Here is a 13,334-nt window from a genome sequence, read left to right on the forward strand (position 1 = left end):
GCGGCTATAATCCTTGTCTGCCGTACTGAAGAGCGAAGTATTTCGCTATTTCATAAAAAAATATCATCCCAATCGTGAAAAAACCGTCATCTTTTTTCTTCAATATTATCTTATTGTGCACATGTGTTTATTGAATTCAAAACATTTCTAAAAAGAATTATTAAACTAATTATTAAGCTTATGAAGAAAATTTTATTGATGATTTATTTATCATTATTTACATTGTTGTCTTTTGCTCAAAATACTGTTATGATAACAGGTGAGTCTAGACCAAAAGTAAATCAAACGTATAATTATCGCATTACTTCTGGTTTTCATGGTGTATCAGGAACAAAAGCCACATGGAAAGTAACAAATGGTAAATTCCTGAATGGAACTACAACTCTGTCACAAGACGTTGATGCTATGTCTGCAGATGTGATATGGACAAATGCAGGACAATCCGGAACACTTTCTTATTCATATACGAATGGTAGTAGTTCTTATTCTGGAACATATAATGTATCTATTGATAGTAATGATTCAGGTGGTGGCACAGGTGGTGGTACAGGAAGTAGCTGTGACTATAAATTAGTTGGTCCAGGATCGGTTTATTCTGGAGATACAATTAGTTATAATCTTCATGTATCAACAGATGACTTGTATATATATAGTGATCTATCTTGGACTTATGATGAAAATTATTTAAGAAGAATAGACAATAAGCCAAATGATGATTATCGAACGATAACCTTTATTGTTAAATATAGTCATAAGGATGTTGGGTTAAATGTACAAGCTAAATTTCGGATTAGTTCGGGAGCAAATGCCTATATTCAATGTCAGTCAAAGAAATCAAGTACTTTAAAAGGTAAGCCAGCCAAAATGATTCCGAGTAGCTCGGCAGTTTATCAAGGGAATAAAATTACTTATACATTAGATATTCCTTCTAATATAAGAGACCAGGTAGTAGTAAATTGGGAAGGCTCAATGCTACTATCTCTACTATCGGGACAGGGCACATGCGAAGCTGTATATTATGCTGCACGTGAAGGTAATGCCATTGCTAAGGCAACAGTCTCCTATAATGGACAAAGCTATGCAGTTGAAGACTCCAGTGTTCGCATTATTTTAGATCCAAACCCTAGTACCATTTCTTACAATGCTATCAAGAACTATACCGATATAAGCCGATACGATAGGGTTGGGTCGTTAACATTCGGTAGCGAAATAAGAGGAGCAACCAAATTTCAATGGTATGGAGGTTTTCCGGTCGAATATAAAGGCAGTAAGACAAGTGCATCTGTTACAGTAGATAAGAAGCATATTATAAGTAAGGGATTTGGGATGACAATATGGGTAACAGCAAGTAATGATAAAGAATCTGTTACTATTTATTACTTTGTATCCGTCGATGGCGTAGGTGGATTAGATCCTACGATATAGTAATAAGATCTTATATAAATAATTTTATCTATCCACCTCCCTTTTTCAAAAAGGGAGGTGGATATTTTTCTCTTTCCTCCCCCAAAAACTGCATTATTTCTCTACAAAATTATCTTATTATATATGGATGCGCTAACTATCATTATTACGATGCTGTGTTGCATTGTCACCTCCCTTTATTGCGGAGTGGTGCTATCGCTAAGGCTTCCCGAAGTGTCGGCTTTTCTCGACCGAAAACCGTTCAACTGTCGTCCCTGTCTCACCTTTCACCTCACATGGGTGCTGTTGGGGATATTTGCTTTTGCGAGGCAATCGTGGACTTTGGCAGGTATCGGCATCGTGGTTGCGTTCATCATATTTTTCCTTGTAAAATATATCGACAACAAAAAAATAATAAAATGACAAATCTAGCATTAAGATCAGAAGTAGAAGCATTGGTACGCGAAGTAGAAAAAACACACCGTTACTCGATGAGCCGTATCTATGGATTATACAATCGGGTTTTCGGCACAAACGAAACCCCTCAGTCGTGCGCCAGTTGCCTGATACGCAAAGTAAGAGAGTTGAAAAACTGGCTTGCTAAAAGCTCCGATAACGAAAGTGTTGCAGATCGAGAAACTCCCGCACTACAACCCGCATCGGCAAAGACAGCAAAGAAACATTTGAAAAAAGATAAATAATGGCTGCCCGCAAAACCTGTTACAAAAGCCGTGAAAACAACGGCAAGGAGATAAGGTATGAAAGCCCGGGTAGCCTTCTCGCACAGGCATATAAATACTTCGAATGGTGCGACTGCAACCCTTGGCACAAAGCTGAGCTGATCCGTTCGGGAGCCAGGGTAGGAGAGGTGATAGAACTTCCCGTGTCACGCCCATACACCATCGAAGGCCTGTGCGTTTTTTGTGGAATAAGTCTTGCTACTTTTGCACGATATGAGTCTGACCCTCACTTTGGTGAAGCTATAGAGCATCTCCGATTGACAATCCGCCAACAGCAGCTCGAAGGCGAATGTATTGGCGTATACAATGGCAATACTCTGTCTAAGGTTACAGCCGTAGAAAAGAAAGAGGAGGCAGACCAACCTTCCGAATTGGTTATCAATGTGCTTTCTCACGATACAAAAGAAAATTTGGAGACATTGAAGAAAAACCTATCAGGGTAAGGGTGTTATAATATGAGAGAAGGAGCTCTTTTGAGAGAAGAGCTCCTTTCCTCCGTTTAGGATAATAAAAAAAGATAATATTTTTTCGTTACGTATTCCCCTACCAAAAACATTACTCCCCGTTTTTCATCTTATTTACAAATTCCTTTGGCGACATACCATAGCTTTTGAAGAATGCCTTGGTGAAGTACGATGCCGAGTTAAACCCTACGTAGTAAGCCACCTCGTTTATCCGCATGTCTGTCTCCAACAGCAGCTTGCATGCTCTCTTCAGACGATAATTGCGTAGGTAGTCGCCCGGAGTAACCCCGCAGATGCTCTTTAACTTGCGTTGCAGATTCGAACGACTGATGCTCAGTATATCGGTTAGCGATTCCACGGTGAATGTTTCTTCCGAGAGGTGTTTTTCTATCTCTTCGTTCAGTTTGTTGAGGAATGTTTCGTCACCCTTATTGGTTACCAAACTTGAGTATGACGATAGCGGCGAACGGTTGAACGCTTCGAGTATCGCCTTCCTGTTTTCCAGCAAGCTTGCTATCTGAGCTCTGAGGTACGATATCGAGAACGGTTTTTCGATAAACACATCAGCCCCCGATAACAACCCTTCTACCTTCGCCGTATTTTCGGTTTTTGCCGATAGCAGTATCACAGGTATATGGCTGTAGCTGAGGTCGGCTCTCAGTCGTTTGGTAAACGATATGCCATCGATGCCCGGCATCATAATATCCGAAACGATGAGGTCGAAGTTCTTGTCTTCGAGCAGTTTCAAAGCTTCGGTAGCACTCAGTGCCGTGTCTACCGTATATTCGTTCTGTAGGCTGTTTTTTATAAATTGTATCATCTCCGGATTGTCGTCTACCACAAGCACGCTGTTCTTGCCGTTGATTGTAGTCATTCCTCCATCCTCCAAGGAGGAACTTTCACTACTTGCCGTTTCGCTTTGGTGGATAGAAAACTCTTTGGATATATCAGAAAAGGTGAACGTAAACAATGCGCCACCAGTTTTGCTGTCTTTTACTTCAATCTTGCCTTTTAGTATCTCTGCCAAATGCTTCACCAGCGAAAGCCCGATGCCTGTGCCTACCTTGCTGTCGTCTTGCTGTACCTGATAGAATGGGTCGAATATCAACTCTTTATGATTGTCGGATATGCCTCGCCCGTTGTCTTCTACAGTGACGGTATAGGTCTTATCACTGTTCGGTATAAGAGTAAGGATAATCTTGCTTCGGGTAAATTTCAAGGCATTGGTCAGCAGGTTACCTATTATTTTGGTCAGTGCATCCGGATCAGACACTACATCTACAACCGGTTGGGCAGGTAGATGCAGCTCAAAATCTATCTTTTTGTTCTGCGCCGTTTTCTTAAACCGTTCGTACAGTTCGCTGATATGCTCGGTAAGGTTTATTGTTTCGGGATTTACGATATATTTGGTCGAATCCATCTTGCGGAAATCGAGCAATTGATTGATGAGCACCGTCAGCCTGTCGCAGTTTTTCTCTATCATCGAAAGGTTCTGATGAGTCTCCTTGCTGCCTTCGCCCGACGAAATCACCTCTTCGAGCGGTGCGCTGATAAGGCTTAGCGGTGTGCGTATCTCGTGCGCAATGGTGGTAAAGAAATCGATCTTCGATTTGAAGGCAAGTGTTTCCTGTTCGGCTTTGTAAGCCTCAAGATGTTTCTGCTGCTTTATCTTGCTTTTCTTTGTATAGTACGACACCAGCATATAAATCAAGAATATAACGAGTGCAAAATAAACGAGCCGTGCAGGTATCGACAGCCAGAAAGGCGGCAATATTTCTATCTCTATCGCTGTGCCCGTTTCATTCCACAGTCCATCGTTGTTCGAGGCCTTCACCCTGAAGGTATATTTGCCCGGCGAAAGGTTTACATAGGTCACGCTCTTGTTGTTGCCCGCATAGTTCCATTCCTCGTCCGTTCCTTCGAGCATATAGGCATATTGGTTTTTAGTTTGCGATATATAGCTGAGGCTAACGTACGATATGGTGAAAGACGAACGGTTGTAGGGTAATTTTATACGTTGTTTTTTATTCAGACGGGTTTGTATCTCCTGTTCCTTTTCGGCACTGATATTTCCCAACACACGTATCTGGGTGATCTCTATAGATGGGATGATGCCGTTTTTATTCTCGCTCAGGTCTTTAGGGTAAAAACAACTGAATCCGTTTATCCCTCCGAAGTAAAACTTGCCGTCTTTGGTCTTGTAGCTCGACTTGTAATTGAACTGGTTGCTTTGCAGTCCATCTGCTTTGTTATATATCCGATGGCTTTTTGGGTCGGATGTATTGAAGGTTACCAGCCCCTTGTTGCAACTTACCCAGAGATTGCCAAAAGGGTCGTCGAGCACGCCGTAAATCACATTGTTGGGCAAGCCGTCGTCTTCCGATATATTTTTGAAGTTATCCGTTTTGTAGTCATATATAAAAATGCCACGCCCTTCGCTCGAAAATATCACCCGCTTCGTATTGTCGATGTGTATGCTCGTCAGCTTGCTGCCCACAATGGGGTTGCTGCGCCCTTGTATCGTGTCGTAGTGTACCCATTTGTTGCGGGTCATATCCAGTTTTATCGCACCCCTTCCGTATGTTGCTACCCAGAGGTTGCCATAGTCGTCTTCCTTCATGTCGTATATAAAGCCGAAGGCTTCGGGGATACGCTTAAAGCTATTGTTGCTTCTGTCAAACTTATTCAGCCCTACAGGAGTACCGACGTATATATCTCCATTCTTGGTTTTGTAGAGCGAGAAGATGCAATCGTCATTCAGCGTGCTTTCGTCTCTGATCTTGCTTCGGTGGTTGACCAGCGAATGGCTGCGTGTATTATATATGTCTATCCCGCGCGAAAATGTTCCTATCCACAAGTTATCGCCATCCATCATCAGAGCATGGGTATTGTGGTAAGAAGTTTTTACGGGTTGCGAAAACACCTTTGTCTTGGAGTCGAAGTAGTTGAGCCCGCCATCTTCGGTGGCAATCCAGATGTTGGATAAGTTGTCTTCCAAAAACTGGCTGACCGCCTTCCCCGAGAGCAGGTTGTGCAAAACATCGGGGTAGTAAGTCTCTATATTGAGCAGCGAGGTATTCAGGTAGTTTACGCCTCCAAAGTAAGTGCCTATCCATATCCCGTTCTCCTTGTCTTTGGCTATCGAGTATACATTTTGGTCGCTGAGGCTGTATTTCACCTGAGGGGCATCGAGCCGTTTTATCGATTTGGTGTCCGTATTAAAGAGGTACAGCCCGTCATCGGAACCGATAAGCAGCGAGTTGTCGGTATATTGAAATATAGAGCGCACGTGCGTAATATAATACGACTTAGAACCCAGCCCGAAGAAGGAGGTGTATTCGTTGGTTTGCTTGTTGAACAGCCTGATACCATCGTCCCACGTGCCCAACCACAGATTGCCCTTGTTGTCGTCGAGCATGCAAAGTATTTCGTTTTGCGAGTTATCTTGTATGCTAAACATGCCTTTGGGCGCTTCCAGCTTGCCTTTGTCGGGGTTGTACCTGAGCAGCCCGAGCCTTGTACCTACCCATATCGATCCCGATTTGTCGGTTACGATAGACCACGTAGCGTTCATCCCCAGCCTGTATTTCTCTATCTCTATGGCTTTCAGTGTTTTTTTTGCAGGGTTGTACATAAATATGCCTTGCGCCATTGTCCCTATCCACAGATTGCCGTTCTTGTCTATATACAGCGCATTTACGGCTGAGGTAACCTCTATGCCGTTGGCGGTCTTGGTATTTATCTTCGCAAAGCTCTCGTCGGTCATATCCATTCTGTATAGTCCGGCATCTGTACCTACATAGAGTATGTTCTCTTTTCCTTCGGCAATGCAACGGATAAAGTTGTTGCCCAAAGACTGGTTGTTGTGATTGTTTTTTCTGAATATGCGGAAGTTATCTCCATCGTAGCGGTTGAGCCCGTCTTTGGTTCCAAACCACATGAAGCCTTTCGAGTCCTGTAGGATACAGTACACGGCGTTTTCCGACAGCCCGTCATCTACCTGAATCTTACGGAAGTGAAAATTGGAATTTTCCTGAGCAAAAAGATTTATGGTATAAAAAACGGTCAGAAAAATGGTGAAAAGTAGTCTTTTGTTTTTCATTTTTGTAAAAATACAGTATATCTGCGAACATACGAACTCTTGGGTAAGCTTATTTTGTGGTAAAAAATAACCAAAGACTTGTAATAATTGAGCAATTGCGTGTTTAGACTCTTTTTTATACTTTGTTCGTTTAAAAAGTACGCTCCTTGTCTCTTGTCTCCAAAGAGATCCTTCCCTTTGGTCGGGATGATAAGAATCTAAAACAAATCCCCGTCCATCTCCAACCCAATATGACAACCTTAATGCAGAGTGGGGCGAATGATAAAAATTAGTCAAATAGTAATAAAAACGAGTCAACAGCCGAATTTGGCTTATTTTGATACTCTTTTGGTTGAAAAGTATACCTATCTTTTATTCTTGGCATGCTACCTTAGCAGTGCAGAACGCTACGAAAAGCATGTCATAAGATAATGCAATAAAATTTGAATAATACCATGAAGAAAAATTTTATATATATGTTCATTCTCCAGTTGCTTGTGGCAACGGGATGTAACGCATGTAGCAGTTCTGAAAAAGGAGCACCTGTAATTCCAAATCAAAAATATACAAATCCTGTGGTGGCTCTGAGCCTGCCCGACCCAACAATCATAAAGGCACAGGATGGGCATTTTTATTTGTATGCAACAGAAAATACACGAAATACTCCTATCTACAGATCGGATAATCTTGTAGACTGGACATTTTTAGGAACGGCATTTACGGATGCTACACGCCCCACCTTCGAGCCCAACGGAGGTTTGTGGGCGCCTGATATTAATTACATCAACGGCAAATATGTGCTGTACTACTCCATGTCGGTATGGGGTGGCGAGTGGACATGCGGCATTGGCGTAGCTGTTGCCGACAAGCCCGAAGGACCATTCACCGACAAAGGAAAGCTTTTTAGAAGCAACGAGATCGACGTTCAGAATTCCATCGACCAGTTTTATATCGAAGAGGGAGGCAAGAAATACCTCTTTTGGGGCAGCTTCCGTGGTATCTATGCCATAGAGATGAATGACGACGGACTGTCGGTAAAAGAAGGAGCGCAGAAAAAGCAAATAGCCGGAACAGCCTTTGAAGGAACATATATCCACAAGAAAGGAAATTATTACTACATGTTTGCATCTATCGGCAGTTGTTGCGAAGGTGCAAACAGTACGTACGAACTTGTTGTTGGTCGTTCCCAATCATTGTTTGGCCCTTATGTGGATAAGACTGGCAAGGATATGATGGACAACGGCTATACGGTGGTGATAAGCAAAAGCTCCCGCTTTGTAGGCAACGGACACTGCTCCGAAATAGTACAAGACAAGGCAGGCAACGACTGGATATTCTACCATGGCGTAGACCTTAACCACCCGAATGGGCGTATGCTACTGCTCGATCAGGTAAAATGGGATAACAATTCATGGCCTTATATAGAGGGAGGCAAACCGTCTTCTTCGGCAGATAAGCCTGTTTTTTAAAGATATAGTGATTGTAATAGATAGGAGATTGCAACCTAATTAATGATTGGTATTTACTGCCCCGGACGAAGCGAGCCCAGAACATAAGCTTCGTTCGGGAAGTAAAGAAATAGGAACGTTTTCTTTCTCTCACTACACGAAGAATAACATAACATATCGCTAATTTTTATAGAATAAGCTTTATTCTACAAGGAATCATTAACTCAAAATATAAGATATGAAGAAGAATTTTTTATTGTTAATTTTATTTATCACCAGTATTGGTCTTTTTGCCCAATGGAAACCAGCGGGAGATAAGATAAAAACAAAATGGGCAGAATCGCTTGATCCCAAAAACATATTGCCCGAATATCCACGTCCGATAATGGAGCGTGCCGAGTGGGCAAACCTAAACGGACTTTGGGAATATGCAATCTTACCCATCGGACAAGCCGAACCACGCAGCTTCGACGGACAGATACTTGTTCCGTTTGCTGTAGAGTCGAGCCTGTCGGGAGTGCAAAAGGAACTTGGAGCAAAAAACGAACTTTGGTACAAACGTACTTTTTCTGTACCATCTTCGTGGAAGGGTAAGAATGTAATCCTTCACTTTGGTGCGGTAGACTGGAAGACTGAGGTTTTTGTTAACGATATAAAAGTAGGTACACACAAGGGCGGATATACTCCGTTCAGTTTCGATGTTACTCCTTTCCTTACATCGGGCAGTCAAAAACTGGTTGTAAAGGTTTGGGATCCTACCACAGACGGCTATCAGCCTGTCGGCAAGCAGCACAAAGACCCTCACGGTATATGGTATACCCCTGTGTCGGGTATCTGGCAAACAGTGTGGCTAGAGCCGGTGAATAATAAACATATTGCGAACATTAAGGCTATACCTTGCCTCGATACGAAGAAAATAGCATTCGATGTATGTGCGGCAAATGCTTCATCTTCAGATGTTGTAGAGGTAGTAGTAAAAGATAAGGGGGAAACTGTAGCTTCGGGAAAAGCCGTTGCGGGACAGACGCTCGAATTGCCTATCGCCGACCCTAAATTGTGGTCGCCCGAAAGTCCGTTCTTGTACGATGTAGAGGTAACGCTATTCAGTGCAGGCAAGGCTCTGGATAAGGTAAAGAGCTATACGGCCATGCGTAAGGTTTCGTTCAAGCGTGATGATAATGGCATTATGCGTTTGCAACTCAACAATAAAGATTATTTCCAGTTTGGCCCGCTCGATCAGGGTTGGTGGCCTGATGGCCTGTATACCGCACCTACCGATGAGGCTTTGGTATACGATATACAAAAAACAAAAGACTTTGGATTCAATATGATACGTAAGCACGTGAAGGTAGAGCCTGCACGCTGGTACACACATTGCGACCGTCTAGGGATATTGGTATGGCAGGATATGCCTAACGGAGACCGTTCGCCACAGTGGCAAAACAGAGATTACTTCAAAGGATCGGAGCTGATCCGTAGCGCCGAGTCGGAAGCAAACTATCGTCAGGAGTGGAAAGCGATTATGGATTATCTGATCTCTTATCCTTCTATCGCTGTGTGGGTTCCGTTCAACGAAGCTTGGGGACAGTTCAAAACACAGGAGATTGCCGAATGGACAAAAGCGTATGATCCTTCACGCCTTGTAAACCCTGCCAGTGGCGGTAACTTCTACCGTACAGGCGATATGCTCGACTTGCACAATTATCCGGGCCCTGACATGTATCTCTACGATGCCGAGCGTCCTACAGTGCTTGGAGAGTATGGAGGAATAGGTCTTCCGCTACAGAATCACTTGTGGCAAACAGACAAAAACTGGGGATATGTTCAGTTTAAGAATGCCAAAGAAGTGACAGACGAATATGTGAAGTATGCCGAACAGTTGAAAAAACTTATTAAAGCCGGTTTCTCTGCTGCTGTCTACACCCAGACTACAGATGTGGAAGGCGAGGTAAACGGTTTTATAACATATGATAGAAAAGAAATAAAAGTGGACGAACCACGCATAAAAAAGGTGAATTTGGAGATATGCAATTCCTTGTCTAAATAACGAGGAACAGTATTTCCTGAATTTAGGTGATTTTAGGTTTGAAAAGAGGTGGAAGGGATTTTCGCCTCTTTTTACTTGTTGTTATTTGCTGTATATTGTCATGATTTTTAATCAGATTTATCTTATCATATAAATAGTCAAGTCTTCATTATTAATGAAGTAATTATATTGATACTATGTGCGTTTTGTAATATTTAACTATATATGCATTGTTAATAAAAAAACAAAGTGTTACTTTTGTATCATCTCATTAACCTAGATGTTAAAGGAGAAAAGAAGCCGTATTAGAGTAATCTATACGGCTTCGGCATTTTTTATAAATTCATTATATTCTTTTAGAAGTTTTCGTTTTACATTATTGTAAGTTATAGGATATGCTGTCCATGGTAAAATATAACTGCCCATGTCTGCTAATACTACTAGATAATTTTCTTCTTCGTGATAAATTAGAATTCTTTTTTTAGTTCCTCCAGTGCCAGTTCGTTGATTTCTCCAAACTTTTAAGTATGGATGAGTTGATTTGTCAATCATTATTTTAGGAAAACGTATTCTTTCCATACGTCTAAAGTCAGGAATCCTTTCCGTCTCTATATCCCCTTCATGTGTCATGTGATAAAAAGTATATTCTTTATCTAATATAAGAGGATACTTTTTTAAGCCTAATCTAATTCCTCTGAAATTTGGTTTATTGTCAACAAAATCGTTTTTGAATATTGAATATACTGCTTCAAAATATTTTATTACATTTCCGTCGTATTCTTCTAAATATATTTTGGTTGGAAGATTCATTACTTCAGGCATTCCTATACCCTCCTTTCCATACAAAGATATTCATTTTGTTTTCTTTGAATAAAGTTGATTTTGTTAATGAATATCCAGATAGAGATCTGATCAACTCGACTATTTCAATTTTAGCATTACTTGTTGTTAATCCCCTGTTTATATAACCTACTGCGCCAGTAAGGAAATCGGAAAGTTGGATTAATTCTACTTCATGTGATCTTACTTGCTGAATTTTTTTTACAATAGATCTATCAAAATCATAGTGTTTATTGCATAAATATTCGTGGAGTTTTGATATTTTTTTCGATCCTCTTGTATCTTTGATGTCGATAAAAACATTGTATGAATAATCCGGATCAAAAATAGTTTTCAATAAATCGAAATACATTTTATAATAGAATTCATCATGAGTCTGATTGAAACGATTGTGATCCAATTCATTTTTATTAGAAACAACTAAAGCTCTAAAGTGGAGATTTGGGTTCAAAAAATAATATTGAACTAGCTCTTTATAATAAGATAATCGTTGAGGTGATACAGCATTCCATTTAAGTTCCCAATAAGGAGCAAACCCATGTTTTTTCTTCAACGCTTTAAGGTCTTCAAATATATTTTTCTTTTCTGTTTCAGGACACCATATTGCACCTAATATCATAACATTAATACCATCATTTTCAAGATGGCAACTCTCATCACAATATATATTAAATATTTTACTATTCATTTCACTAAAATAATATTAAAAATAATAATAAAAAAATATAAGCAGTGATCTGTTTTATAGATAGGAAGTATATTCTTACTTTACCAACCCAAAGTACCGCAATGCGTTTGCCACGCCATTTTCGTCTATGTCGTCGGTAACGTAGTCGGCCGCCGCTTTCACATCGTCGCCGGCATTTCCCATCGCTATGCCGATAGCCACGTGGCGGAGCATTTCTATATCGTTGCCTCCATCGCCGAAAGCCATCGTCTCCGACTTGTGGATGCCGAAATGTTCGAGAAATTTATCTATCCCTGTGCTCTTGTTTATCCCCTTGATGTTTACATCGGCAAATGTAGGATGCCATCGGCTGGCATGACAACTTACCAATGCCTCGTTCATTATTCTTTTTTCCAACGCATGGTCTACATACAGGTTTACTTGTAGAACCTCTTCATCGATCATTTCCTCAAGGTTTCTTACTGGAGGCACATTTACCTTCACAAGGTTAGCTATCTTTTCCACATTGCTGTCTACATAGTTTACAAACGAACCTTCGTTGAGCATGAAGGCTAAAGGAAATTTCACCTCGTTTTGTTGATACTCGATCAGTGATTTCAGCTCTTCTTTGGGGATCAGCTTTTTGAAGATAACATCATGGTCGGTAGTTACACAATACGCTCCGTTTACGGTTATAAAGCCGTCAAACTCCAAGCCGCCCAGATTTTGTATCTGTTTTCTCAAGCGACCTGTGGCAAGGAAAACCTTCACGCCTTGTCTCTTTACTTCGTTGATAGCATCGATTGTCGATTGTGGAACCGTGTGTGTTTTGAAACTTAATAGCGTGCCGTCTATATCAAAAAAAATAGCTTTTGTCATAATGTTTTAGGATAGATTGCAAAGGTAATGTTTTTGTAGTGATAATAAAATCGGAGGGTAGAGCCGTAACTAAAAAAGCGCCTGAATATTCAGACGCTTTTGATCTTGTTTTATGCGTAAATTTCAATAATAATTTGCGAAAACAATTGGGCGGGTACTAGCTGCAACTCCGTTTACTTTGCTGAGTAGCATTATTACTGTAGGGTAATTCGTTAAATAGATCTCGATAGGAGAGTATCCCTGAGGCAGATTTACAGTCATGTAAGTAACCATCGTACTCGTATTAGGCACATAGCAGCTCATGTAATTTGACCAATCTATCACCTTATATCCGGCTGCACTGTACGAAAAAGAAGGATGCTTGCTTGTTCTCAATTCGAAAATAACAGTTGACGGCTGGCTGCTATAAACATCAGCAGTTACCTTCGATTTGTCAGAATTCAGCTTGTCATTTGTGAAAAATACGTCGACTGACTGGGCTTTCAGACTACTGCATGTAAGTGTAAATACAAAAACAGCGATTAATGTGTACAAAGCTTTTTTCATGATAACATAATTTAGCGTTAAACATAGAAATTTATGTGTCTTGAAATTAGTGATAATTGTCTGAAAATAAGGCTGGTGTAAGCTCTGATATGACTTTTTATAGGGTGTGATTCTTGTTAAAATATTGTCGTGTAATTGTTTAGTAGTCTTTTGCTTGTGTTGTAATATGACTTTTTTTTAGAGGAGTGTGGGGGAGAGGGCAAAAAAGAAGGGGCTGTTCTTTTAAGAACAGCCCCTTT

11 protein-coding genes are annotated in these 13,334 nt (G+C 40.9%); 6 read left to right on the plus strand and 5 right to left on the minus strand.

The window, feature by feature from the left end; genetic code table 11:
• Nucleotides 1-180 precede the first annotated feature (180 nt).
• From HMPREF9456_RS16125 to HMPREF9456_RS16135, 4 genes are all read left to right on the plus strand, one after another.
• Complete coding sequence (locus HMPREF9456_RS16125; RefSeq protein ID WP_006844637.1) at nucleotides 181-1,425, plus strand: hypothetical protein; 1,245 nt, start codon at nucleotides 181-183, stop codon at nucleotides 1,423-1,425.
• 123 nt (nucleotides 1,426-1,548) lie between these two features.
• Nucleotides 1,549-1,827 (plus strand): hypothetical protein, encoded by a 279-nt coding sequence (locus HMPREF9456_RS17305; protein WP_147591780.1) that lies wholly within the window; start codon nucleotides 1,549-1,551, stop codon nucleotides 1,825-1,827.
• The gene (locus HMPREF9456_RS16130) at nucleotides 1,824-2,105 is read left to right on the plus strand and encodes a hypothetical protein (RefSeq protein WP_006844638.1); all 282 of its coding nucleotides are present in this window, start codon (nucleotides 1,824-1,826) and stop codon (nucleotides 2,103-2,105) included. The genes HMPREF9456_RS17305 and HMPREF9456_RS16130 overlap by 4 nt, the downstream gene beginning before the upstream one ends.
• The gene (locus HMPREF9456_RS16135; protein WP_006844639.1) at nucleotides 2,105-2,587 is read left to right on the plus strand and encodes a terminase small subunit; all 483 of its coding nucleotides are present in this window, start codon (nucleotides 2,105-2,107) and stop codon (nucleotides 2,585-2,587) included. The genes HMPREF9456_RS16130 and HMPREF9456_RS16135 overlap by 1 nt, the downstream gene beginning before the upstream one ends.
• A gap of 112 nt (nucleotides 2,588-2,699) precedes the next feature.
• On the opposite strand, the gene HMPREF9456_RS16140 is transcribed toward HMPREF9456_RS16135, so the two are convergent.
• Nucleotides 2,700-6,710: a hybrid sensor histidine kinase/response regulator transcription factor gene (locus HMPREF9456_RS16140; protein ID WP_026177154.1), complete on the minus strand. Its 4,011-nt coding sequence runs from the start codon at nucleotides 6,708-6,710 to the stop codon at nucleotides 2,700-2,702.
• Nucleotides 6,711-7,144: 434 nt separating this feature from the next.
• Here HMPREF9456_RS16140 and HMPREF9456_RS16145 point away from each other — a divergent pair, with 434 nt between their 5' ends.
• Together HMPREF9456_RS16145 and HMPREF9456_RS16150 are read left to right on the plus strand one after the other, a co-directional pair.
• Nucleotides 7,145-8,158, plus strand: coding sequence for a family 43 glycosylhydrolase (locus HMPREF9456_RS16145; protein WP_006844642.1), 1,014 nt, complete (start codon nucleotides 7,145-7,147; stop codon nucleotides 8,156-8,158).
• A 217-nt stretch (nucleotides 8,159-8,375) separates the two neighbouring features.
• Complete coding sequence (locus HMPREF9456_RS16150) at nucleotides 8,376-10,184, plus strand: glycoside hydrolase family 2 protein (RefSeq protein ID WP_006844643.1); 1,809 nt, start codon at nucleotides 8,376-8,378, stop codon at nucleotides 10,182-10,184.
• Between the two features lie 294 nt (nucleotides 10,185-10,478).
• Here the strand turns inward: HMPREF9456_RS16150 and HMPREF9456_RS16155 are convergent, their stop codons facing one another.
• The 4 genes from HMPREF9456_RS16155 to HMPREF9456_RS16170 form a co-directional block, all read right to left on the minus strand.
• Entirely contained in the window at nucleotides 10,479-11,009 is a 531-nt protein-coding gene (locus tag HMPREF9456_RS16155; RefSeq protein ID WP_006844644.1) for a hypothetical protein, read from the minus strand.
• Nucleotides 10,978-11,691, minus strand: a complete 714-nt coding sequence (locus HMPREF9456_RS16160; protein WP_006844645.1) for a DUF3800 domain-containing protein — start codon at nucleotides 11,689-11,691, stop codon at nucleotides 10,978-10,980. The genes HMPREF9456_RS16155 and HMPREF9456_RS16160 overlap by 32 nt, the downstream gene beginning before the upstream one ends.
• 75 nt (nucleotides 11,692-11,766) lie before the next feature.
• On the minus strand, nucleotides 11,767-12,549 hold the full coding sequence (locus tag HMPREF9456_RS16165) for a Cof-type HAD-IIB family hydrolase (RefSeq protein WP_006844646.1): 783 nt from the start codon (nucleotides 12,547-12,549) through the stop codon (nucleotides 11,767-11,769).
• A 123-nt stretch (nucleotides 12,550-12,672) separates the two neighbouring features.
• Nucleotides 12,673-13,095 (minus strand): hypothetical protein, encoded by a 423-nt coding sequence (locus tag HMPREF9456_RS16170; protein ID WP_006844647.1) that lies wholly within the window; start codon nucleotides 13,093-13,095, stop codon nucleotides 12,673-12,675.
• Nucleotides 13,096-13,334: the final 239 nt, after the last annotated feature.

Origin of the sequence: Dysgonomonas mossii DSM 22836 (assembly GCF_000213575.1) — a bacterium.
GTDB classification, from domain to species: domain Bacteria; phylum Bacteroidota; class Bacteroidia; order Bacteroidales; family Dysgonomonadaceae; genus Dysgonomonas; species Dysgonomonas mossii.